At 47.6% G+C, this 23,760-nt stretch carries 25 protein-coding genes and 1 pseudogene; 5 read left to right on the plus strand and 21 right to left on the minus strand.

The window, feature by feature from the left end; translation table 11 throughout:
* The first annotated feature begins 115 nt into the window (after nt 1-115).
* Nucleotides 116-1,345, plus strand: coding sequence for an MFS transporter (locus SB847_RS18400; RefSeq protein WP_032872463.1), 1,230 nt, complete (start codon nt 116-118; stop codon nt 1,343-1,345).
* Nucleotides 1,346-1,373: 28 nt separating this feature from the next.
* Here SB847_RS18400 and SB847_RS18405 read toward each other — a convergent pair whose 3' ends face one another.
* The 7 genes from SB847_RS18405 to SB847_RS18435 form a co-directional block, all read right to left on the minus strand.
* The gene (locus SB847_RS18405) at nt 1,374-2,312 is read right to left on the minus strand and encodes a hypothetical protein (RefSeq protein ID WP_410564892.1); all 939 of its coding nucleotides are present in this window, start codon (nt 2,310-2,312) and stop codon (nt 1,374-1,376) included.
* Nucleotides 2,313-2,327: 15 nt separating this feature from the next.
* The gene (locus SB847_RS18410; RefSeq protein WP_130571732.1) at nt 2,328-3,488 is read right to left on the minus strand and encodes a glycosyltransferase family 2 protein; all 1,161 of its coding nucleotides are present in this window, start codon (nt 3,486-3,488) and stop codon (nt 2,328-2,330) included.
* Between the two features lie 28 nt (nt 3,489-3,516).
* The gene (locus SB847_RS18415; protein WP_406529525.1) at nt 3,517-4,428 is read right to left on the minus strand and encodes a putative nucleotide-diphospho-sugar transferase; all 912 of its coding nucleotides are present in this window, start codon (nt 4,426-4,428) and stop codon (nt 3,517-3,519) included.
* A 24-nt stretch (nt 4,429-4,452) separates the two neighbouring features.
* Nucleotides 4,453-5,421: a GDP-mannose 4,6-dehydratase gene (locus SB847_RS18420; protein ID WP_012117042.1), complete on the minus strand. Its 969-nt coding sequence runs from the start codon at nt 5,419-5,421 to the stop codon at nt 4,453-4,455.
* A 6-nt stretch (nt 5,422-5,427) separates the two neighbouring features.
* Nucleotides 5,428-6,192 (minus strand): glucose-1-phosphate cytidylyltransferase, encoded by a 765-nt coding sequence (gene rfbF / locus SB847_RS18425; RefSeq protein WP_032872473.1) that lies wholly within the window; start codon nt 6,190-6,192, stop codon nt 5,428-5,430.
* Nucleotides 6,193-6,407: 215 nt separating this feature from the next.
* Nucleotides 6,408-8,336, minus strand: coding sequence for a lipoteichoic acid synthase (ltaS, locus tag SB847_RS18430; RefSeq protein ID WP_082999075.1), 1,929 nt, complete (start codon nt 8,334-8,336; stop codon nt 6,408-6,410).
* 428 nt (nt 8,337-8,764) lie between these two features.
* Nucleotides 8,765-11,947 carry a bifunctional cytochrome P450/NADPH--P450 reductase gene (locus SB847_RS18435; protein WP_410564899.1) on the minus strand — a complete coding sequence of 1,061 codons (3,183 nt, stop codon included), beginning with the start codon at nt 11,945-11,947 and terminating at the stop codon, nt 8,765-8,767.
* Between the two features lie 164 nt (nt 11,948-12,111).
* On the opposite strand from SB847_RS18435, the gene SB847_RS18440 reads away from it, so the two are divergent.
* Nucleotides 12,112-13,182 carry a DUF3900 domain-containing protein gene (locus SB847_RS18440; protein ID WP_007609950.1) on the plus strand — a complete coding sequence of 357 codons (1,071 nt, stop codon included), beginning with the start codon at nt 12,112-12,114 and terminating at the stop codon, nt 13,180-13,182.
* Between the two features lie 36 nt (nt 13,183-13,218).
* Here the strand turns inward: SB847_RS18440 and SB847_RS18445 are convergent, their stop codons facing one another.
* Nucleotides 13,219-14,340, minus strand: coding sequence for an FAD-dependent oxidoreductase (locus tag SB847_RS18445; RefSeq protein WP_410564902.1), 1,122 nt, complete (start codon nt 14,338-14,340; stop codon nt 13,219-13,221).
* 152 nt (nt 14,341-14,492) lie between these two features.
* Here SB847_RS18445 and SB847_RS18450 point away from each other — a divergent pair, with 152 nt between their 5' ends.
* On the plus strand, nt 14,493-15,005 hold the full coding sequence (locus tag SB847_RS18450; RefSeq protein ID WP_410564905.1) for a MarR family winged helix-turn-helix transcriptional regulator: 513 nt from the start codon (nt 14,493-14,495) through the stop codon (nt 15,003-15,005).
* Nucleotides 15,006-15,043: 38 nt separating this feature from the next.
* On the opposite strand, the gene SB847_RS18455 is transcribed toward SB847_RS18450, so the two are convergent.
* The 4 genes from SB847_RS18455 to SB847_RS18470 form a co-directional block, all read right to left on the minus strand.
* Nucleotides 15,044-15,688: a Bax inhibitor-1/YccA family protein gene (locus SB847_RS18455; protein ID WP_007408941.1), complete on the minus strand. Its 645-nt coding sequence runs from the start codon at nt 15,686-15,688 to the stop codon at nt 15,044-15,046.
* Between the two features lie 90 nt (nt 15,689-15,778).
* Complete coding sequence (gene ribR / locus SB847_RS18460) at nt 15,779-16,081, minus strand: FMN riboswitch-binding regulator RibR (protein ID WP_007408940.1); 303 nt, start codon at nt 16,079-16,081, stop codon at nt 15,779-15,781.
* A gap of 29 nt (nt 16,082-16,110) precedes the next feature.
* Entirely contained in the window at nt 16,111-16,284 is a 174-nt protein-coding gene (locus SB847_RS18465) for a YezD family protein (RefSeq protein ID WP_003155693.1), read from the minus strand.
* Nucleotides 16,285-16,596: 312 nt separating this feature from the next.
* Nucleotides 16,597-17,463, minus strand: coding sequence for an STAS domain-containing protein (locus SB847_RS18470; protein WP_410564911.1), 867 nt, complete (start codon nt 17,461-17,463; stop codon nt 16,597-16,599).
* A 160-nt stretch (nt 17,464-17,623) separates the two neighbouring features.
* On the opposite strand from SB847_RS18470, the gene SB847_RS18475 reads away from it, so the two are divergent.
* Nucleotides 17,624-17,986 (plus strand): VOC family protein, encoded by a 363-nt coding sequence (locus SB847_RS18475; RefSeq protein ID WP_029326180.1) that lies wholly within the window; start codon nt 17,624-17,626, stop codon nt 17,984-17,986.
* A gap of 84 nt (nt 17,987-18,070) precedes the next feature.
* Complete coding sequence (gene hmoA / locus SB847_RS18480) at nt 18,071-18,397, plus strand: heme-degrading oxygenase HmoA (protein ID WP_410564914.1); 327 nt, start codon at nt 18,071-18,073, stop codon at nt 18,395-18,397.
* 32 nt (nt 18,398-18,429) lie between these two features.
* Here the strand turns inward: hmoA and SB847_RS18485 are convergent, their stop codons facing one another.
* The 9 genes and pseudogenes from SB847_RS18485 to SB847_RS18525 all read right to left on the minus strand — a co-directional run bounded on the left by SB847_RS18485 (nt 18,430) and on the right by SB847_RS18525 (nt 23,588).
* Nucleotides 18,430-19,119 (minus strand): YetF domain-containing protein, encoded by a 690-nt coding sequence (locus SB847_RS18485; RefSeq protein WP_012117024.1) that lies wholly within the window; start codon nt 19,117-19,119, stop codon nt 18,430-18,432.
* A gap of 113 nt (nt 19,120-19,232) precedes the next feature.
* The gene (locus SB847_RS18490; RefSeq protein WP_012117023.1) at nt 19,233-19,511 is read right to left on the minus strand and encodes a YesK-like family protein; all 279 of its coding nucleotides are present in this window, start codon (nt 19,509-19,511) and stop codon (nt 19,233-19,235) included.
* Nucleotides 19,512-19,539: 28 nt separating this feature from the next.
* Complete coding sequence (locus SB847_RS18495; RefSeq protein WP_007609923.1) at nt 19,540-20,073, minus strand: GNAT family N-acetyltransferase; 534 nt, start codon at nt 20,071-20,073, stop codon at nt 19,540-19,542.
* 87 nt (nt 20,074-20,160) lie between these two features.
* Nucleotides 20,161-20,730 carry a spore coat protein CotJC gene (cotJC, locus tag SB847_RS18500; RefSeq protein ID WP_003155700.1) on the minus strand — a complete coding sequence of 190 codons (570 nt, stop codon included), beginning with the start codon at nt 20,728-20,730 and terminating at the stop codon, nt 20,161-20,163.
* A gap of 14 nt (nt 20,731-20,744) precedes the next feature.
* Entirely contained in the window at nt 20,745-21,008 is a 264-nt protein-coding gene (gene cotJB / locus SB847_RS18505) for a spore coat protein CotJB (RefSeq protein ID WP_007408934.1), read from the minus strand.
* Nucleotides 20,992-21,240 (minus strand): spore coat-associated protein CotJA, encoded by a 249-nt coding sequence (gene cotJA, locus SB847_RS18510; RefSeq protein ID WP_003155704.1) that lies wholly within the window; start codon nt 21,238-21,240, stop codon nt 20,992-20,994. Before cotJA ends, cotJB begins: the two co-directional genes overlap by 17 nt.
* A 139-nt stretch (nt 21,241-21,379) precedes the next feature.
* Nucleotides 21,380-22,243: an aminoglycoside 6-adenylyltransferase gene (gene ant(6), locus SB847_RS18515; protein WP_410564922.1), complete on the minus strand. Its 864-nt coding sequence runs from the start codon at nt 22,241-22,243 to the stop codon at nt 21,380-21,382.
* A 188-nt stretch (nt 22,244-22,431) separates the two neighbouring features.
* A pseudogene (locus SB847_RS18520) lies at nt 22,432-22,545 on the minus strand (hypothetical protein); the annotation flags it as partial.
* Between the two features lie 323 nt (nt 22,546-22,868).
* Nucleotides 22,869-23,588, minus strand: coding sequence for a YebC/PmpR family DNA-binding transcriptional regulator (locus tag SB847_RS18525; RefSeq protein WP_003155709.1), 720 nt, complete (start codon nt 23,586-23,588; stop codon nt 22,869-22,871).
* Between the last annotated feature and the right edge of the window lie 172 nt (nt 23,589-23,760).

Below are 23,760 nucleotides of genomic sequence, written 5' to 3' on the forward strand. Positions count from 1 at the left end.
AGGGAGGCTCTTTTTTCTGTTTGAGAAAGAAGAGCCTTTTTTGCACTTGATAATTCATTCACCTTATGAATAATATGGTGTATGCTTCGTTTACATAAAAAGGAGGAGAATCACTTTGGCAATTGCCGCCCCGCTTAAAGAAAAACCTGTCCATCGTCCCGAGACAACCATGTATTCTATTTTGTTCATTATCGGGATCTGTCATCTGCTGAACGATTCACTGCAAGCGGTGATTCCGGCGATGTTTCCGATTTTGGAACGTTCCATGAATCTTACATTTACGCAGCTCGGAATGATCGCCTTTACGCTGAATATGGTGTCTTCCGTGATGCAGCCCGTCATCGGCTGGTATACAGATAAACGCCCGATGCCGTATGCTTTGCCGCTCGGACTCACCGCAAGCATGCTCGGCATTTTAGGTCTCGCTTTCGCCCCGTCTTTTCTGACGATTTTATGCTGTGTCTTTTTTATCGGCCTTGGCTCCGCCGTCTTTCATCCTGAAGGATCACGTGTCGCCTACATGGCCGCCGGCGAAAAGCGCGGCTTGGCGCAATCGATTTACCAAGTCGGAGGAAATACCGGCCAGGCGATGGCGCCCTTGATTACCGCGCTGATTCTCGTTCCGCTCGGTCAATTCGGCTCTGTCTGGTTTACGCTTGTCGCCGCAGTCGCTGTGCTGTTTCTCATTTATATCGCCAAATGGTATAAAGGCCGCCTGATTCATTTGCGCGCCGTAAGTAAAAAATCACCGGCCTCCGCTGTGCAGACCGTGATTACAAAACCGATTATTCTCGCCCTTATCATGATTATCTTCTTAATTTTCGCGCGCTCCTGGTATGTGAGCGCGATCGGCAACTTTTATACGTTCTATGCGATGAATGCCTATCATGTCAGCATTCAGCAGGCACAGAGCTATATCTTCGTCTTTTTATTTTTTGGAGCTGTCGGAACGTTTCTCGGCGGACCGCTTGCAGATCGTTTCGGAAAGCGGAACGTCATCATCGTTTCGATGATAGCATCGGCTCCATTGACGATTTTCCTTCCGTTTGCAGGACCTGTCATCGCCTATGGCGTACTGGCACTGATCGGCGTTGTTCTGATGTCCAGCTTCTCTGTGACGGTTGTCTACGCGCAGGAGCTTGTTCCAGGCAAAATCGGAACGATGTCAGGGCTTACGGTCGGGCTCGCCTTCGGAATGGGCGCGATCGGAGCCGTTGCGCTCGGAGCTCTTATTGATTCAGCGGGATTGACGCCGACCATGACAGCAGTCGCCTTTCTGCCCGTTTTAGGTCTGCTCGCCTTTGTCCTGCCGAGCGACAAAACATTAAAAGAATGGCATTCATAAAAAAATCCCTGCTGAAAAGGCAGGGATTTTATGTTTCAACCGTATAAAAATGAGTGTCAGGAACCGCATATTTCGGAATAAACCCGTCTCTGAAATCAGGAAACGCTTTTTGAATTTCATCAATCCATTTTTTTACGTTTTTGATGTACGGCACGTAAATCATATTGACTGTCGCCTTGTCATCAATATGATAGTACCAGCACAGATTGAATTCGTTCTCCGTGACGAGCGTAAAGCCTGAAAAATGATAAAAAATCAGCGGGGTGTCATTGACATATACAGCCCCGTCGCGCAGGCTGACGTCATATTGCTCAATATTCCACAGCGCCGCATTCGCGCCGATCGACTCCGTGACATGAACGTCTTCAAACTGCGCGGGCCACTTTTCAACATACCTTTGGTCACCGTATGTCTTTTTTTCTTCATTCATCTCCACCGTACAATAGGAGATGCAATCCTGCCTCCACTGCCAGACCGCCCGATACGCTTCCCCGGTATTCCGCGCGCCGACAAACCCGGTGTTGTACTGCCCCGTAAGCTTGTAATAAGACGCAAACCGTTCTGAATTGCGGTGATCCGTCAGAAAAAGGGAAGCATCCGGCTTTTCCGCAAACAGCTCGCCCGCATCTGAGAAGAAAAAGAGATCGGTGTCCAAGTGGGCAAAATATTCAGCTTCATCATACTCTGTCATCACATGGAACAGAAATGCCGGCTTCAGCGTCCAGCAATATTCATGAAACGTCCGGCCGCCCTTTGCTTCAAGCAGCTCCGGGTCCTCCATTTCATGGAGCTGAACCGCCGTGACATGTTCCCACGGCACCTGCTGAAGCAGTTCGTACGCTTTCTGGTCGACACACAGCACATACAGATGAAAATCCCGGCAATGCTCATGGAGAGAATGAATCATCGGCATCAGTTTAAAGATATGCGTTCTGGAAACAATGGTTGAAAAATGATATTTACTCACCATATCACATCCAATTTATTTAAGATCCACATGCAGTAAATCAGCAGCCAGCGCTTTGAACGCCCTTGCAAAGTGCGTGACGCCCAGCTTTTTTTCCGCTTTTGCCAAAAGCTTTCCGACCTCCGGCAGATTGAAGCTGTTCGCCGTGATACGCGGGCTTTTCGTCTTCCAGTCCGGGTCGAGGTTGCGGTCTTTAACCGCGTGCAGCAGCTCGAGAAAAATGTGCAGCAGGCTTTCATATTTCTCATAATCAAGCAGCACTTCGATGTCTGCCATCATGCTGTTGGTTAACTCCGCGTCAAACGGGCCGTTAAACGCGAGGTGCACGTCAAGCGAATGAATGTCATTGTACTTGTCGCACATGTACGCGATATTCGCCCTGATGTCATCAACGGAAGCGCAGTTGCTCGGATGCTCCTGATGGACGCTCATGATATCGCGCCGCAGCTGAAATCTCATTCCCGACTGATGAAGCCTGATGCCGAGATCATAATCTTCAAAGCCGTATCTGACAATGCCTTCATCAAACAGGCCGAGATCTGCCACGTGCTGTCTCTTGACTGACGAATTGTTCGTAATGAAAAAACGCCACGGCAGACGGTAGCCGTTCAAATCATCTCCGTATTTTTCCAAAATGCTTTTCAGCACACGGATAAAGTCGGTATCTAAATCAAAGCATTGGTCAAGAAAACTTCCGTCTCTGATGTCACTTTCATCAAGGAGCGGCTCTTTATCGCCCGGCAGCTGTTCATACAGTTCGGCGAGTTTTTCCTTATGCTCTTTTTCAAAACGGTCATAATAAAAGCTGTAAATCCGCTTCCAGAACATACCGCATACGACAAGATCGTCTCGGTTCTCATGAGCCTTGATATGCTTCGCCACCAAATCTTTTTCAGCAAGCATATCGCTGTCATGGAAGATCAAAATATCGCCTCTGGCATTGCGGACCGCCTGATTCCGGCCGTAAGCGATCCCTCTGTTTTCTTTAATTCTCACAAAAATCAGCGGAAAATTCGCGCTGAATGATTCAAGCATGGATAAGGTTCCGTCTTCCGAACCGTTGTCAGCCACAATCACTTCGAACGGCTCTGTGCATTCCTGTTCATTCAGGGACAGCAGGCTGTTATAAAGCCTCTCCTTGGAATTATATGCGGGAACAATGACGCTTGCCTTCACTTTTCGTTCACTTCCTGTATATGATCATTTATTTGTTATCACCTTCAGATGCAAAGCCGCTGAACTCCGGGCAGACGGCGCTGACCGTCCCGATCACCCGCTTCAGAATGTCCTGATAAAGCTGATGGACAAACGGCAGATCGGTCCGGTCCGTCTCATGAATCTGCCGAATGTCGCCGGCTGTAACGATCCGGTATCCGCTGAAATGGTAGAAAATCAGCGGACTTCCGTCTTCAAGCACAAGACGCCCGTCCTTCCATGAAAATGTGTGGCGGCCGTAATTCCAATGTCCGATATTCACGCCGGGCGTGGTGATGTCACACACATTCGGGAACAGGCCGGACATGTAATCCAAGTAGCCTTGATCTCCGAATTTTCCTTCGCCCGGCGCATTTTTGCATTCTTCAAGGCAGCGTTCTTTCCACCATCTGAGACAATCTGTGCCGGCACTGTCGGTTTTGAAGCTGAGAAAACCGGAATTATACCGGCCTAAAAGACGCTGCAGCATGTCGATTTCCTGTTTTTCAAATGAGGGAATGACGATATCGCCCCGTGACAGAAGCACCGAACAATCCGGCTGATTGTCAAAAATCGCGCGGGGATCAGCGAAGAAAAACAAATCGGCATCAATGTACGTGACACGCTCTAATTCCGGATGTCCGTCCAGCACGAATTCGAGAAATACCGGCTTCACCGTCCAGCAGTATTCGCTCTGATCCCTCGTCCGCTTCAGTTCAAGGAGCTCCTCATTTTCCAGTGCGGACACCTGAATCAAGGTAACATTATCCGGCCGCATTGCCTGAAGCACGTCATAGGTGTCTTGATCCATACACAACGTAAAAATGGGGGCGTCCGCCTGAACCGCTTTCAATGAGCCGAACAAAGCGATAGCCTGATACAGCCTTCCTTTTGATAAAACTGTGCAATATGCGCTTGTCACGTCTTTCTCTCACCTCTGTTTCTGTTACTTTTGAAAAAAGGCTTTATACCATTCGATCGTTTTTTCCAATCCTTCATCAATGGTATGCGCGGGCGTCCAATTCAGAAGCTTCCTCGCCTTTTCCGCCGATAAATATTGGTGCTTGATTTCATGGCTTCCCTGGTTGAGCACTTTCGGCTTGAGGTCACTGTCCATGGCCTTAAGAATTTTTTCTACAAGCTCCAGCACCGTCAGCTGAATCTCATTGCTGAAGTTGAACGCTTCCCCCGCAAGATTGAGCTCCTCCATCTTTTCCGCCAGCAAAAGGTATGCCTCGACCGCATCCTCGATGTAAAAATAATCACGGATAAATGTGCCGTCGCTGCGGATTTCCGGCGCTTCACCGTTCAGCACGAGCTGAATCGTCTGCGGAATAATCCGATTGAAGTTCAAATCTCCGCCGCCGTACAAGTTGCCGCAGCGCGTAATACAGACCGGAAGTCCGTACGTATTAAAATATGTGTGGCTTAATAAATCGGCACAGCTTTTTGATACGTCATACGGATGTTTGCCCTGAAGAGGCATGTTTTCATCGTACGGCAGTGTCGGCTGGTCGCCGTACGCTTTATCACTGGACGCGACGATCACCCGCTTGATGAGCGGATGCCTGCGGCACGCTTCAAGGATGTTCCATGTGCCGAGAATATTGGCTTCAAATGTGGAAATCGGATTGCGGTTTGCGACGCCGACAATCGCCTGAGCGGCTAAATGAAAGACCGTGTCAATTTCATATTCGCCCAGCGCCCGCTCAATCACATCCAGATCTTCAAGCGCGCCCTGCACGATATTCATTTGCTTCACTTGTTCTCCCTGATACAGGTTCGACTTGGGCACAGTGTCTCGGACAAGTCCAGTCACATTGGCCCCCTGATCGATCAGTTCCTTCACCAAGCAGCTTCCTAAAAGACCTGTACATCCCGTCACAAACACATTTTTATTTTTCCAGAAACTCAAACTTGATCACCATACCTTCCATACATGTTGTCCCCGGTCCCACATGTTGTTGATTTCCAGCAGATTTTTATACGTATCGATCGCCGTCCAGAAACCGTAATGCCGGTATACCGCCAATTCGCCGTCTTTCGCCAGCTCCTTCAGCGGTTCTTCTTCAAACATGACGTCCCTGTCTTTCGGCAGATAATCGAATACCTTCGGGCTGAGCACGAAAAATCCGCCGTTGATGATGCCGTCACTTGAGGTTTTTTCAGAAAAGCTTTTCGCCATACCGTCTTCAACCGTCAGCGTTCCGAATTGCGAGGTCTTTTCTATCCCGGTGACGGTCGCCGCAGCCCCTTTTGATTGATGATAGCTGATCAGATGAAACAGGTTGATGTTGGCCAGTCCGTCCCCGTACGTCATAAGAAAGGTTTCATCACCGATGATGTCCTTCGCCTGTAAAAGCCGCCCCGCTGTCTGCGTGTGTTCCCCCGTGTCTAAAAAAGTGATTTTCCACGGCTCGGATTTTCCCAATATCCGCACTTCTCCGGTAGAGCTGTCCAGCGTCATGCTGTGATTCTTCCAGTCATAATCTAAGAAATATTCCTTAATCATCTCTCCTTTGAAACCAAGAAGCAGGATAAATTCGTTCACGCCATAGTATTGATAGAGTTTCATAATATGCCATAGAATCGGTTTGCCGCCTATCATGGCGAGCGGTTTGGGACGTTCATTGGTGATTTCGCTCATTCTCGTTCCTTTTCCGCCGCAGAGAATGACTGCTTTCATCTCTACCCCTCTTCTCTGTGAATATTGGATTCGAAACCGCCCGTATAAGAGAAACCAACCCGATAATTTGTCCGATTCTCTATCACCGGTTTCAAAATCTACTGTAAGATATGAGAGTTTGGCGCCCTTTGTTACCAAAAGCTCTCTCTTTTTTCAGATTGGTGAAGATACACACAAAAAAAGAGCCTCACGGAAATTCCGTAAGGCTCTTTCTATTATTTATTATCCTGATTCAGCTTTTCTTTGCCGTAATGATATTTAGACGGATCAACCGGCGTAAAGTCGCTCAATTTGTGGAATCTGAGCAAGTCTTTGTACATCACGCTGTCAGACAGCTTCAGCTGCTCTGTGACTCTGGCTTTCAGGTTTTTCGTTTCCTGATTGCCTTTCAGTTCTTTTCCTGTCTTCGTATCGTATACGACATTGGAGATGGAAGTATATTTCGGCGTGACGTAATCTCCGTTACGGAACGTCACCGTATCATCATGGTCTTTCGAGAAGAGATCGGTGCCGAAATTAATATATTTCTTAGAATCGATGCCTTCCAAGTGAAGGATCGTCGGCACAACGTCCATTTCACCGCCGTACGTATGGTTCACCCCGCCTTTTTTGCCGGGGATGCGAAGCATAAGCGGCACACGCTGATTCTGTGCGTTTTGATAAGGCGTAATTTCTTTGCCGAGAATTTCTTTCATCGCGCGGTTATGGTTTTCAGAGATTCCGTAATGGTCTCCGTAAAGCATAATCACCGAGTTGTCATATAAACCGGATGACTTCAGATCTTTAAAGAACTGTTCAAGCGCCTCGTCGAGATAACGCGCCGTCTGGAAATAGTCATCCACAGTCGCGTCGCCCGTTTTCGCTTTTTCGATCGTTGCGTCTTTTTCATCAAGCGTAAACGGATAATGGTTCGTCAGCGTAAGCAAATGCGCGTAGAACGGCTGTTTCAGCGATTGAAGCTTCGGTACGGATTCTTTGAAGAATGGTTTATCCTTCAGACCCATATTGACAAGGTTGTCATCAGACATATCGTATGTGCTGGCGTCAAAGAATTTATCGTAGCCGATATGTTTGTAAATCTGGTCACGGTTCCAGAATGATTTGTAGTCACCGTGTAAAACGGCGCTTGTATAGCCCTCACTTTGGTCAAGGATGGCAGGAAGCGATTGATACGTGTTTTCCCCTTTTGTCACGAAGGCTGACCCTTCAGGCAGTCCGAACAGGCTGTTATCCATCATCAGCTCGGCGTCAGATGTTTTACCTTGGCCCGTTTGGTGGAAAAAGTTATCAAAGTACGTCATGTCCTCTCCGCCGCGTGCGAGTTTATTCAGGAACGGCGTGACTTCTTTTCCGTCAAGTTTGTAATTGATCAAAAACGATTGGAAGCTCTCCAGATGAATCTTAATGATGTTTTTGCCTTTGGCCTTGCCGAAATACTCGGCGTTCGGCTTCGCATAATGCGACGATGTGTAGTTTTCAACGCTCGTCAGGTCATCGCTGCTGGCATATGCCCGCTGTGATTCCGTCTGCGCCGTCTGTACGCCGTCATAAATCGTGTAATTATAAAGGCCTAAGTATTTTACAATGTAATTGCGGTCAAACGTTCTTGTCAGCAGCTCCGGGCGGTCCTCTTCGGCAATCGCCAGGTTCACGAAGAACAAAACAATACCCGTCACGATAATTAATGACGTATACCGTTTTTTCAGCTTGAATTCCTTCAGCTCACGTCTCCACACCAGAAGCGCGATTAAGATAATAATATCAACAAAGTATAAAATATCATGGCCGGACATAATGCTGAAGATGCCGTCTCCCATATTTCCGACATTACCGGATTGCTTTAAGTTAGGGAATGTCAAGAAATCATCGAAGAATCGATAGAATAGGATATTTGCATACAAAATAAACGTCATGATGAAATCAATAATCACCATGATAATCGCTGATTTGCGGCCTTTCGCAAACAATGCCAGTCCTAAAAAGAAAATGGCGCTTGAGAACGGATTGATCACAAGCAGAAACTGCTGCGTCGGACCCTTCACCCCAAGGTTGAATTCAGCATGATAGGCTAAATACGTTTTGGCCCAAAACAAAATAATAGCCAGTACAAAAAAACTAAGTCTGTAAGAAAATAATTTCTTCATGGCAACCTCTACTTTCCTAAACACTTTAAATCTGTATTCTTACTTTTTAACTTCAATTCCTGCTTTCCGAGCAAAACGAAAGCATCACACAGCCCCATAAACACACCATTTTAAAAAACGATATATTTATCATTCGTGTCATGCCCATTGAACATCTTATCCCGCCAGCCATTAGACGCAGGATATCCGTTCTTCGTTTCACATTTTTTTCTGGCATTAAAAGGTACCGTATTCAGACCCGGTCTGAAAATAGGAGATACCAAATATAAGAATAACACAAACTTCTAAAAACGAAAAATGAATATCAAAGACAGCCGCCCAACAGGCGGGCTGAAGTTATTGTATGCAAAGGGGCTGAAAAACTTGAAGGTTTTTTTGGCTGATGTAAAAAAAGGACTGGAGTCATCCAGTCCTTTTCATCAAATCGGTCAAATCCCCGCCCAAACATCTTTTGCGTAAATGCCTTTTGTCTGGAGGTCCAAAAGCCATTCTTGCGCTTGCCGTTCGTCTGTTTCACGGACCGACTGATACGCTTTTTGCAGCGTTGCCTCTACATCGGGCGCCATTTTGCTGCCGTCGCCGCATACGTAGAGGTGCCCTCCCCGGCTGAGGATGGAAATTAAAGCGCCGGCGTCTTTCGCCATTAAGTGCTGCACATACGTTTTCGGTACGCCTTCTTTGCGGGAGAAAGCCGTATGAAGCGTCACGATTCCGTCTTTTTCATAAGCTTCAAGCTCGTCACGGTAAATAAAATCATGATCGTTTCTGCATCCGAAATACAGATGAGCCTCCCCCAGCACTTTTCCTTCTTTTTTTAACGCCGCGCGGGCTTGCAGAAATCCGCGGAACGGGGCGACTCCTGTGCCGGGACCGACCATAATAATCGGTTTTCCCGGATCTTCCGGCAGCCGGAATCGTGTTTCCGGAGTGCGGACAAACATCACGATACCATCCTCAGGACCGCGGTCCGCTAAATAATTCGAAGCGACTCCGCGATACTCACCCAAACCGCTCCGGGCAGGGCCGCGAACGACGCCGACGGTAATTGAAGCCTGCCCGGGATGTTTCCGAGGTGAACTTGAAATCGAATAATACCGCGGCTTCAGCGGACGCAAAAGCTCCAGAAATCGCTCAAACGGAAGTTCACACGCTTCATATTTTTCAAGGAGATCGAGCATCGAGACGCGCGATGTTAAGATTTGCTCCTGATAGACGCCCTCCTCAAGAAAATCTTCCAATTCCCGTTTGTGCGGCGGACAGACCGTATAAGCGGCCATTTCCCGGATTTGAGCTCTTGATGCCGCTTCCTGCAATTCGACACAGCTGCTCAGAAGATCATGCAGCCTGACCGGCCGATCAAGCGGGAGATGAGCCGCGCTCTGTCCGCTGGCCGTCAGCAGCACTTGATCATTCCCGTTCAGATTGAACCGGCGGAGAACACGGCTGACCTGCTCTTTGCTGTTTACCGGCAGCACGCCGAGATGATCCCCTTCATGATAGGCAGCCTCTTTCGGCAGAGTGATTTCGATATGCCTTGTGCTCCGGCCGCTTTCCGGCGCCTGAAGTTCCCTGTTTTCCGCAACGGATGCGTAAACCGCTTCATACGTCTTTGCCAAAGGGGACCCGCCAAGCCCGCTGACAAATTGAAGGCCCAGCGCACTTCGCTCTTTTTCGGCATTTTCATTCAGCTTGAGACCGAATGCCTTCATGGCGTCCGTCCACATGCTTTTTTTCCATTCATCAAGCTTTCCTTCAAAATCGCCGCTGACGTCCCCTTCGCCCCGGGAGGAAAAGCGTTCCGCCCCTTTTTCGGCAAGCTTCTCATCAATAAGCCTCGGCACGGCCTGATATGTCGCCGCCCAGTTATGATCACCGCAGCCGAAGACGGCATATCGGACGCCTTCCAGTTCCCCGGGTTTGACTTCTTCAAGCCATTGAACGAATTGTCCCGCGTTGCTCGGAGGCTTTCCGTTATAAGAGGACGTAATGATCAAGAGAGCTCCTTCTTTCGGCAGTTTTCCGATCCGGTCATTTAAAGGCGCCGTTTCAGTCCGGACGCCGTGCATCCCGGCAGTATCGGCAAGCTCCCTCGCCACGCCTTCTGCGGTTCCCGTATCTGAGCCGTACAGAATCAGAAGCGGTCGGTTATCAAGCCCGATAATGGATGCGCCTTTTGTTTCCCGTTTTTCTTTTTCGACGTCTTCCGCCGCTTTTTCAGCCGCCGGGAGAGCAGCCGCAACGGCTTCTTTGTTTCTCGGCCGCACCCGGATATGAAAGTCGCCGGGCTTGATCGTTAGTGTCTGTTTAATATCGAGCTTATAATCGGTGTGATCGATAAAGGTAAAATGCTGCAGAATCATCCCCAGAACAAGGGTTGCTTCATGCAGGGCGAACTGCATACCGATACACGCCCTCTGACCGTTTCCAAACGGCTTATACGCATGGTGAGGCACTTGATCAGGATGTTCAAACCGCTCCGGATAAAATTCCTCCGCATTGTCTCCCCACGCGTCTTTATCACGGTGAAGCTGGGGAATTAAAACGGAAATTCTGTCTTTCGGCGTGATCGGATATTTCCCGCCGATCACCGTATCCTCTTTCGCATAAAGGCTGAACGCAGGCGCGGTCGGCCATAAGCGCAATGACTCCTGCAAAATCATTCGGATATAAGTAAGCTCCAGTACTTGTTTATAAGAAGGAACGGGATCGGTCAAAACCCGATCGGCTTCTTCATAGGCTTTTTCCAAAACACGGGGATGTTTCAGCAGAAAGTAGATGGCAAAGGAAAGCAGGCCGCTGGTCGTTTCGTGGCCGGCAATTAAAAACGTGATGATTTGAAACCGGATATTTTCATCATCAAGTTTTTCGCCCGTTTCCGGGTCTTCCACATTCAGCATTCTGGCCAGCAGATCCTTTTCATCCCGGCCGCCTGACCGGCGCTCTGCGATAATACTGTCTACTAACGAAAACATCGCCTGAATGTCATGATGAAATTGGCGTTTCGTCCTGATCATAAGCTTATCCTGAACATCAAGGCGCTGCATTTGGTGCATCGCTTCATCAAGGGCGCGCACCATGCTGTTGATAAACGGATGAGGCGTTTCCCTGTAATAGCTGTTAAACCGATAGTTAAAGCCGCACAGCCCAATCGTATCAAGCGTCAGCCGGGTCATATCAGCAGGCACATCAACGGCATCATCCGGGTTCAGCCTAGCCCATTTTTGAATCAGCTGCACCGCGATATCAGTCATCATCGAATGGTAATCTTTCATCGCGCGCTGGCTGAAGGTCGGCATCAGAATATTATGCGCCTTTCGCCAGTTAGGCTCATGCGTCCAGCTTGTAAACAGCCCGTCGCCGGAAAACGCCCGGACTTTCTCCAAAGCCCCTTCAATGCTTTTATCGAACCGCTCTTCATCACAGACCTCTTTCACCAGTTCATGGCCGGACACGACGATAATGGCGCCCGCCGGCGTATGCAGCTGAAAAATAGGCCCCTGCTCGTTTGCCAGTTTGATAAGCGACATTGTAGGCTTGTCTTTATCAAGCAAAGGAAGATTGCCGAGCGGGCCGAATGTCTTCGGCTGCGGAATCGGACCTGTTTCCTTCATGAATAACACCCTTTCTAACACGTTGATGCGTTCCTTCCAACTACATTGCCCTTTTCACCGGCCGATTATCCGCCGTCACGGATCAATCATCGGATTGACGATCGATAACGGTTTTTTCTATACTGGAGAGGCTTGTTAAATACAGAAATAAGGTGAGTTCACATATGGATTTTGAAATCAAGTTTTTATCGTTTTATGTCATTCAAGTGGAAGGAAAAGACGAACAGGCAAACAAACAGTTCAAACATTTCCAGACGCTTGACACGGAAGAATTTGAAGAAAGCGAGCTGAAGGATTTTCTTGATGGGGAATTGAAGAAAATCGTCAAACGGAAAGCCGAACGGCATCCGCAATCTGAGCAGGTCCCCACAAAAATCGGCCATTTTATCACGGAGCCGGGCCATGAGCTTGATTCAAATCCGAATTACAACCTTTTCAACCGCGCCAGACTTGCGGATACGAAGGAAGCATTTATCGAGGCAAGCGAGCAGTTCGTCCGCACTTACCTTGACACGAGCGCCGTGCGCGGCGGTGTCTTTATCGTGGCATCGGCCGTTCCGCGCAAGTATTTTGAAGACAAATTCGTCTTTATGATGAAATGCGATTTTGAGCCGAAGGTCGCCCGCATCTCAGACGCCTCGTCTCTTATTAAAAAGGTCGAAATGGCCATCACGACAAAAAACATGAAAAGCATTCAATATCCGTATATGCCGGAAGAAGGCATGACGGAAGAGCATGAGCTGAAAATCCACCAGGCCTCGCACGCCCGTTATTTCGAAGATTTTCTCAAATTTGTCGAATACGGCGAATCGATGCCGGAAATCATGAAAAGCCAAGTCATGAACATGGTGCAGGAACACGTGTATGAAACGTTTGAAGAAAACAGCGAAGAGCTTCAGCAGTTTGAGCACGACATTGAAATTTGGGAAGCGAGTGAAAAGCGGGAAATTCAGGAACGCCTCGACACCCATCAAGTCATCGAGGCATCCGCGCAGATCATTGAACACACGCCGGAAGCCGAGCTGAAAATGAAAGTCGGAGAAACAGAGATTAAAGGATTACTGGCTGATTTCGGCGAATCCATCCATCTCGCAAAAGTGAACGGGCGCTATGTCGCGCTCATTGAGGCGGAGACGATCTCGTTTGAAAAAGGCAGTTCGCCGGTGGAGTTTCACAAGCCTGAGGGGCTGCATGAGGTGATTGAGCGGATACGGAATAAATCTGAACAAGACTGACAAAAGTCCAGACGCTATGTTCTGGACTTTCTTTATTTAATAAGGCTCTTTGAGCAATCGATAGCATTCACTTATGATGTCTTGGACGCCGGGCGTTCCCTTTATCTCGCGGCGGACGATTTCAGATGAGAGATTCTGCACCTGTAATGCCCGCTCCGCCCGTCTTTCGAAGTATGTTTGACATGCAGTTTCATGGTTTTCGTGCTTTTGCAGTTCTTCACTAAGCACAATCGCGTCTTCAATCGCCATCGCCGCTCCCTGCGCCAATGTCGGCGCTCCTGCATGGACGGCATCCCCGCCCAGAACGACGCGGCCTCTGTGCCACGGTTCTTTGACCGCCATCTGCTCAATCTTATGAAACAAAACGGGATATTCCTTTGACATATTCTCTGTCACAAACTTCACTCCCGGAATTCCGCGCAGCAAGTCTTTCACCCGTTCAAAACGCGTGTCCTCGTCATCCCTGAAGTCAGCGTCATACGGCCGGATGATAAATACGTATCCTGTTTTTTCAGAGAGCGGCACGACTCCGACCTGCGTCTGCCCTTTTTTATACATCAGTGTCGAATCATGAAATATCGGCTCGGGAAAAGAAATGTAAAATCTGTGCGCTCCCATGCCGAGATACTCCGTTTTCACTTCTCTTTGCAGCATTTGATCGCGGACAGCGGAGCGGATGCCGTCAAAGCCGGCGAGAATGTCAGCCGTCATCGCGGTTCCGTCTGCACAATGCACCGTTATGTCATCTGCCGTTTCTTCGTAAGACACGACTTTTTTACCGAGCAGAATCGTGACCCCCGCCGCTTCAGCATGCTTTTTGAGGATATCGTTTAACGTTTGCCGCAATATATTATTCCGCCCCGGCAATGAATCATCTAAAAACGCCTCACTCACTTTAAACTGCAGCGTTCCGTTTTCATCATGCTGCTTCAGCCATTCCGTTTGAAAGCCGTGTTGACAGCATTCATCATACACACCGATTTCCCGCAGCACCCGCAGCGCATTTTGAGGCTGGAGAATGCCCGCTCCGCTTTTTCGCATGCCGGACGCCGCCTCGCAAAGGGTCACTTCAAAACCCGCTCTGCCGAGAGAAATCGCTGCGGACAGGCCGCCGATCCCTCCGCCCGCTATGATGATCTTTTTCACTTCATGGTTCATCACGATACCGCCTTCACTATTTATTTATTACTCATTAAATATTAGCCACCTTACTATATAGGCTGAAAAACTGTCAATCTTTATAGGTTGCCTTTTGAATCCGGCAAGCTTATACTTTGAATCACTAAAATGGTACGGAGGCTTACAAAAAAATGGAGTTGAGACATTTGCCGGATTACTCGCAGATTGCCGGACGCGCTGAGATTTACGCCGATATGGATGCTGAATCATTGAAAACATTTTTGACGTTATTTGATACGTCTAAAAAAATGAATCAGGTCATGGAGCATTATTTCTCAAGTCACGGATTGTCCGAAGGGAAATTCAAAATTTTAATGTTTCTGTTTGACGCACCCGGCCACAGCCTGAGTCCGACGGAGCTGGCGAAAAAATCCAATGTCACCAAAGCGACCATCACCGGATTGATCGACGGACTCGCACGGGACGGCTTTGTAAACCGCAGCCGGCATACCGGCGACAGACGAAAAATCAGCATCGAACTCACAAGGGAAGGAAAAGAAAAGCTGATGCTGTTTCTTCCCGGCCACTTCTCCAATATTTCAGGAGTCATGGAAAGCTTCACCGCTGAACAAAAAGCGGAATTGACAAAAATGCTTGAAGTTTTATTTGATAAGCTTCTGCTGTTTTCCGGCGGCAGAACATAAAAAGGCGCCCCTCTCAGCAGGGCGCCTTTTTCGCGCGGTTAATCATCACTGTTTAAAATTCCGAAAAACCGGAGCAGGTTGATAAACAGGTTAATAAAGTCGATATAAAGCGTCAATGCCATCAAAGGAATCAGGTCAGCCGTGATGTCCCGGTGCTTGATCTGGTTCAGATCGTATAAGATGTACATTGAAAACACAATCGTTCCGATGACGGAATACGCCATCATGGCGGCGGAATTCAGCGGGCTGAAAATATTAAAGATCCCCACTGCGAGAAGCGCGATAACAGCGACAAGCAAGAAGGACCATAAAAACGACAAGTCCTTTTTCGTCTTAGCGCCGATCGTGCCGAGCACCGCAAAAATCACAAACGATGAACCGAATGCCTCCAATACGACATAGGCCCCCGCTGCGGACGCATAATGGCTGATAATCGGAAACAGCGTCATTCCGGAAATGAAAGCGAATGAAAACACAAACACATATCCGACGGCTTTTTTTCGGCGCAGCCAAAATGCGGCGATGATCATGACGACCTCTAAGACCGACAGCGGCAGCATCAATGCCGGCGGAATGAACTGGCCCGTATACAGGCCGATTGTCGCAACTAACAGTGTAAACACAAATACCGTTATAATGCGCTGCATAATAGATTGTTTGCTCTCATAAGCAGCAGTTTGCATGTCAAAAGTCCTCCCAAAAAATGATCGTGATAGGTCTATTATAAATAAAATGGGAGAAATTTGTATGATTTTAAGAAGATTTTAAGGGTGTCAGGCCTGACGTTTTGCTGCGCACTCCTGCATATCCATGAAATCATGCAGTTTTTTCGTCAATCCGCCGTGCCCGAATCGGATATTCCCCTTCTGCCCCGGCGTTTTCGCGAAATCGAGAAATGCCAGCACATAAAGACGCCTGACGGGAATCGGAATGACGCCCGCATCATAAAACCAGCCGTCAATTGTATTGAGCACGCCTTTGTTAATGCCGTATTGCTTCGTGCACCAATGCAGAAAGCGCACTTCGGGCAGGTGCAGATACCGGCTCTCCCGGAAAGGAACAGTTGAATGCTTCATATGTACCGCCTCCTGTCATTGGCTGTTTTTTAAGATTGTTTTACTTCTTTGCTCTTCAGGGAAAATCGATATTTCTCCACCTTATCAATTTGTGTCACTTGGGAATTATGAACCGTAATCTGAACAGTCCCGAAATCGAGCGTTTCCAGCGCACTGATAATCTTTTCGATCACATGCGGATCTACGTTTCCTTTGGACGTCATCATGCTCCCCCTTTATGTCTGGCCGTTCGCCTTTTGACAATGAGTGTTTTAATTCATACTATTCTGATAAGAAATATATAATTATACTATTATGTTTTCATTCAGAAATCAATAACATTTACACAATTTTTGGATATGTTTTCTTTGCGAAAACTTTCACTTCCTTCGCTTTGACATAAACCGTGCCGCCGACCCCCGCCCCCAAGGCGTCATATTGCTCTTTTTAAGAACGCAATCTTCCGTTCCGACATATTTAAATTGTTTTCCGCTGACAAAAAAAGCGCCCCGCCTCTGGACGGAGCACCTTTTTTTCTATGCTTTTGCTTCCTCGATCACACATGTGACACCCATGCTGGCGAGCGCCTGCTCCAGGGAGCCGTAGGTTTGATACTCTGAAAAATCAAGCCCCAATTGGATAGAAGTCTGTGCCACATCAGGCCGAATGCCGGAAAACACGGTTCTGATGCCGAGGAGAAATAACGTTTTCGACAGCATATACAATTGCTGCGCCACCATCGTATCGACAATGGGCACACCGGACAGATCAATCACAAGATTTGTGATCCGTTTGGCGACACAGTTTTCCGGCACCGACTCCAAAATCACGCGCGCCCGTCTCGTATCAATCGATCCGATGAGCGGCAGAGTGCCGATCGTATCCGCGATCAAAATAACCGGACAGCTCAATTCGGAAATAAGCTCCTGCTGAGATGACAGCCTCGCGATCATTAATTTCTGAAACTGTTCAGTAAAATCCGTCATCAGCTGATCAAACGAGCCGTTGACAAGGTGATTCCAGCGGCGGGCATCCTCGTTTGTTACGATGTCCTGATGCTCATCCATAAAACGGGTGACCGCCTCCCAAAAGACGGTTCTTGAATTACCGATCGCCTCAATGACCTCATGAACCTCCGCGTCTTGTTCCACTCTGCTTTTCGCTACCTGTGCGGCCCATTTTTCTTTGTTATGCTGAAAAACGGCCGGATCTTCCAAAAAAGCGCTTGCGATGACCGTGTTTGTAAAGGTATGCTGCTCGATCAGCAGCCGTTTCATTTCCTCACTTAATTGATCCGCAGAATAAAAACGCCCTCTCAGCTTCCGTCTCAGCTTGAGCCATTTTTCCGTCAGCTCTGCCGAATGTGTAATAATATAATCATGAAGTAATTGGTCTTTGTTCACTGCCGTCTCCTCTTTCAAGAATATGTACTTTTGTCTAAATTATAAATCGGAATCGCCGATCGCACTAGAGAAATTAAAAAAACCCGCACATTAAAGCTTTTGATTGCTTTTTTCGGCAGGAGGATACACTATAAAAGAAATGAAACAGGAGGTCAGTATGATGATCAAAAAAATCGCGACAGTCGCCGTATACACTGATGATCAGCAAAAAGCGAAAACATTCTGGACGGAAAAAGCGGGGTTTGAAACCGTCGCCGAGCATCCAATGGGACCGGGTGCCTTCTGGCTTGAGGTAGCGCCCAAAGGAGCCGCCACTCATTTGGTTATTTATCCGAAAGCGATGATGAAAGGGGCCGAGCATATGAAGGCTTCTATCGTATTTGAGTGTGAAGATGTCTTCGCCGCATATGAACAGATGAAAAAGAACGGCATCACCTTTTTAGATGAACCGAAACAAATGGAATGGGGCAGCTTTGTGCAATTTAAAGATGAGGATGGTCATGTCTTTCTCCTGAAATCGTAATCCGTCAGGCACCCCAATTGACTTTGAGAATCATTTTCATTTAAAATGTTGGATAAAGTGTGAAAAGGATTGGAGAGTTGCCAGATGTTTGTGCAAATCAGAAAAATGACCGTAAAAGAAGGACATGCCGACAAAGTAATCGAACGCTTCAGTTCAGAAGGCGTGATTGAAAAGCAGGAAGGTTTGATAGACGTAACGGTCCTGGAAAAAAAAGTCCGCCGCGGTGATGAAGAAGTCGTCGTGTTAATCCGCTGGGAGTCAGAAGACCATTGGAAACAATGGGAAAAAAGCGAAGACCACATCGCGGCTCACAAAGCAAACCAAGGCAAGCCGAAACCTGATTATATGCTTGGAACGGATGTCGGTATGTATCATGTCAGAGCCGTTAAAACAGTCGTACACGAAAAATAATAAAGAGCATTTGCCCCAGGGCAATGCTCTTTTTATTTTTTCTCCTCATACGGCAGGACAAACAGCGGTTTATCGGGCTTCCATTCCGCATACAGCACGTCCTCCGTTTTTTTGATGTTCAGCTTTTTCAGCTCCTGATTCAGCTGCTTTTCTTCCAGCCCGGCTTCTTTCAGATTTTCATACAGCACTTCGCCGTCAATAATCAGCGTGACCGGCAAAGAGACCTGCTTCGGCTTTATTTGCATGTCGCCGTTTTTCGTCGTGTCATATTGAAATTTCGGCAGGACGCTGACCATCCCGTTTGTTTCTAAAATCGCGTACTCCGCTTCCTGTATGGAAAAGCAATTCGCCTGTCTGAGAAGGCTTTGCAATTGATTAATGTCCAGCTTATTCTTTTTCAGCACATCATATTTCAGTTTTCCTTTATGTATGATAATACTCGGCTCGCCTTCCAACAGCTTTCTGGAGCTTTTTACTTTCTGCGTAATCAGTTCGATGAGATAAATTAAAATCCCCCATAACAGAGAGGCAAAAATGATTTCAAAAATCCTGACGCCTTTATCATACACCGCATTTCCGACCAGTTCGCCGAGGATGAGCGCGGAAATAAAATCAAACGGCGTAATTTGCGAGAATTGAGTTTTTCCAAGCAATTTTAAAATCACAAATAAAATACCCAAACCGCATACTAACTCCCAAGCCACTGTAAGTAAATGTCCCATATTCGCACCTTCTTCTTAAAAGTCATTACCATTATGGACATTCGCCTGTTTTCTATACAGCGGCCGGCAACACACAAAAAAACGCAGCCGAGGCCGCGTTTTTTCACTTCTGCTTACTGTTTTCGATTCGATCTGACGACCCGTAAGCACACCTCAGCGGCATAACCGGCGGCCGCTCCGGAACCCGCAAACATCGCGGCAAGCCCCAAGCCCATTCCTTCCCAGCCGCCGACACCGAAAATGCTGTAAACAACCGTACCGAAAGCAGTCAGGCCCAGCACCGCCAAAAGGCACTCAGGCCACATCTTTTTCGGCCATTTCTTGCGGAGCACAGCCGATACGGCAAAGTTAAGACAAAATGCGGCCAGACAGATCAGATAAAAAAACCCCATGTCTTTTACCTCCGTCATGAGAAGCTTTTTATTTACTCACCTTTTTTTCAAACAAATGATAACCCGGCGCGAGTCCTTTTGATTCGTACCCCATTCCGCTGTAAAACGACTGAAGCGCCTTGTTTTCGGACACGCAATCGAGCCGGATTTTCGTTTTTCCCGGACAAGACACACCCGTCTCCGCCCAAGTCATGATCGTCCGGCCGAGCCCCGCCCCTGCAAACCTCCTGTTAATCGCCAGCCGGTGGAGATATACGGACTCCTCATGTCCTTCATCGCCCCAAAGACGTCTGTCCCATCCGCTTGCTTCGGGAAGCAGCATGACGACGCCGGCCAGCTCTTCATTCTGCCTGAATAAAAAAACATACCCTTGGGCGATCGCCTCCCGCATATTGTGGGTATCTTCCCCTTCTAGAAGGCCGCTCCACTGGTTCGACCCTTTATCGCGAAGCCATTCTGCCGCTTGCACGAGCAGATCCATGACCTCTTCTTCATCATCCTTCCGGGCGGAGGTGACACGGAATGCCCCCGCCTTCTCCTCCGTGATCGTAAATGGTGTCATAAAATCCTCCTGTAATCAGAATATTCGACACCTTTATTATAGACCAAACGCAGAAAGGAAAAAAACAGCCGTCGTGTTTGAGGGCCGTTAAAAAATTTTCTTCTTATCACGTTCTTCTTTTAAAATCTCAACCGCTTCCCTGAAACGCATAGAGTGGACGATTTCACGCTCACGCAGAAAACGGAGTGAATCATTCAGGTCAGGATCATCGGAAATATCAATAATCCATTGATACGTCGCTCTCGCCTTTTCTTCAGCCGCGATATCCTCATATAAATCAGCGATCGGATCTCCCTTCGCCTGTATGTAAGACGCTGTGAACGGAACTCCGGCCGCATTGTGATAAAACAGCGCGCTGTCATGGTTGACGTAATGATCACTGAGCCCTGCATCACGCAGCTGCTCCGGGGTCGCATCTTTTGTCAGCTTATAAATCATCGTCGCAATCATTTCTAAATGCGCAAACTCCTCCGTGCCGATATCCGTCAGCAGGCCGATCACCTTGTCAGGAATCGTGTAGCGCTGGTTTAAGTACCGGAGCGCTGCGGCCAATTCGCCGTCCGCCCCGCCGTATTGTTCAATGAGAAACTTAGCCAGCATCGGGTTGCATGTACTGACTTTAACCGGATACTGCAGCTTTTTTTCATATACCCACATTTACAGATCCCTCCTTATACTTGCCATGGCCAAGGACCGCGGCCCCAGTCCCATTGAGCGCCGACCTGACTCACGCCGAATTGCAGAAGCGGTCCGTACTCAGGCTCAAACCGCTTTCTCAGCTGTCTTGAGTACCGGGAATATTCATGAAACTGCTGAAGCGCGAGACGGTCATGGGGATGCGTATCCAGATAAAGCGTCAGCTCCACCAAGACAAAGTCCGCCGCCTGAATTTGTTCCAGCAGCCGATAGTATTCATCATCAATCTTTTTCGCCATATTCGATTCCCCCCCGATAAGGATTATCATAGAAATCGTAAAGATCCTTCCAAAGGGTCCCTTTTCTCAATGCCTCCATCGGAGAAAACTGCTCCAAGTGATACGGCTGAAACCGCATATAAAGATGCGGCGGCGTTCTGTAGTATTTTCTCCCGATCGGCGGGCAGGGATCAAACCGGCTGTGGAAGGGTTTATAGGATTTGACCGGTGTAAACGGCTGATTTTCTTTCATTACGATCCTCCTTTCCTAAACACATGACCTTAATAGGTATGAATCCGTATCGGCATTTATGCCCTGTAAGAAAATAAAAAAGCCCGTTAAAAACGGACTCAATGCAACTCATCTGGAATTTGAAGTAAAAAACCATAATTTAAAAATCTGCTTGAAAACGCTGATAATGTTTCAATGTATATTCCGTAATTTGTTGATCATATTCAGGATATTCATATCTCAATAAATCAGCCACTGACTTTGAATATGCTCTAAAGAGACCTTGGCAGTCAAACAATGCCTTCCACACGCTTTCATAAGTATTGCCGACATAAGTATTCAGCAGGATTTCCCAATCTTTCGCATTCATGTAATGTTGAATATACTTATAATTCTTCCCTACACTTAATGAAAACTGATGCTCTATCCCGATATTCCACGCAATCATACGCAAAACATTAGGCCTTAAAATGTCATTCATATGATCCAGCGCAAACAGTATTTCTTTGCGCATTAATCCTTTAATCACATAGGTTGAAACCATCCAAAATTCATTGCAGCAATCATCAAACTCTCCGGGGGTCGGTTTCTTTATATGATATTGTTCATCACTCGCAATCATCTTACTGTTGATTCGGTCATCCTTGTCTAATAATATTTCCGCCAAACCATCACTCTGTGTAAAATAATCCTCTGTTTGACTCAGAGGGATCAAAGTTAAGTCGATTTTATGATGATCTTTAAATAGCATTAGATAGGAGAACCAGTCTCCGAGCTCCGGAGGGAAAAGTTCCATATCTTCAGGTTTTTGCATCATCAATCTTTCGCCAAACTGATCCAGCCAGCTTTCGTCAGATGTGAAAGAGTCCATATCGGTCACAAAATAAGAAATATCATAGTCTTGAAATTTGTCTCTCGGTACATTTTTATTGGTTCTTGATCCCTCTAAAGTGACAAGACGGATTCTCTCGTCCTTCATCGCAATATCAAGAATCAATTTCATCATTTCGTCTTCACTTCTCACATGTAAAACCCCCCGATAAAGAGATTTTTACAGATCTGCTTTAAAAGTCCTATGTACTTGATGATTTTGCTCCAATCGTAACACAGCTGCAATAACATGAGAAGAGCACTCTTGCTGTTCCAAGAGTGCTTTTTCCCGAATGATCAGATATATTGGCTGTCCCGATGATGATGATGGAACGGGTAGCCGCCGTAGCCTCCGCCATAGCCGCCGAAACCGTACCCCGGATATCCCCCGAAGCCTCCGTAGCCGCCGTAGCCGCCAAAACCGCCGTAACCGCCGTAACCGCCAAAACCGTATCCCGGGTATCCGTAGCCTCCGCCGAAACCATGTCCCGGATATCCTCCGTAGCCTCCGTAGCCGCCAAAACCGTACCCCGGGTAGCCTCCGAAGCCTCCATAGCCGCCGCCAAAGCCTCCGCCGTAAATCGGTCTTCTTTCATTCATGATTTATCGCTCCTTCACATAGGTTACAGTCCAGTTTATGACATCCGGAAGGAAACGTATGGGCATCCGCCCAGTTTTGGCGAAATAATCAATAATTGCTTACGGAGAAATTCGATACAGGCCGACCGCATAAGCAAAATAAAAAGGCCGGAACTTATGCCGCCCCGGCCTTTTTGTCTTTATTCGCCTAAATCTACATTGTGATAAACCTGCTGTACGTCTTCGAGGTCTTCCAGCACATCGATCAGCTTTTCAAATTGAGCTTTCGCATCTTCCGGAAGCTCGACTTCATTTTGCGCAAGCATCGTCAGCTCCGCAACCGTGAACTCTTCAACGCCGGCATTTTTGAATGCCTCCTGCACCGCATGGAATTGATCAGGCTCGGCATATACGATAACACTGTCATCCTCTTCTAAAATATCGCGCACGTCCACATCAGCTTCCATCAGCAATTCCAATGCTTCATCCGCCGTCTTGCCTTCAACGCCGATAACGGCAGTCGCATCGAACATGTAAGCGACAGACCCGCTCACCCCCATATTTCCGCCGTTTTTCCCGAATGCGGCACGCACTTCAGGCGCCGTGCGGTTTACATTATTCGTTAACGCATCAACGATGATCATTGAACCGTTCGGCCCGAAACCTTCGTAACGCAGCTCGTCAAAGTTCTCCTCCGCGCCGCCTTTCGCCTTTTCAATCGCACGCTCAATAATATTTTTCGGCACACTGTACGTCTTCGCGCGCTCAAGCACCACTTTTAACGCCTGGTTCGATTCCGGATCTGGCTCGCCTTGTTTTGCCGCCACATAAATCTCACGGCCGAACTTCGCGTAAATCCGGCTCGTATTTGCGTCCTTTGATGCTTTCTTTTCTTTAATGTTGTTCCACTTACGGCCCATTTTGTTCCACTCTCTTTCACGAATTGAATCTGTATGATAAATACTCTGCTTCTATTATACCTCAGCGGTTGGGTTGTTTCGAGTGTAAGACATTAGAAAAAACAGGCACGCTTAAAATCACCGGAGCGCAGTAAGCCGAATTTGAGGGTTATTGTACAAAACATAAAAAGCC

This window comes from Bacillus sp. SIMBA_026 (assembly GCF_046535335.1).
Lineage (GTDB): Bacteria > Bacillota > Bacilli > Bacillales > Bacillaceae > Bacillus > Bacillus velezensis.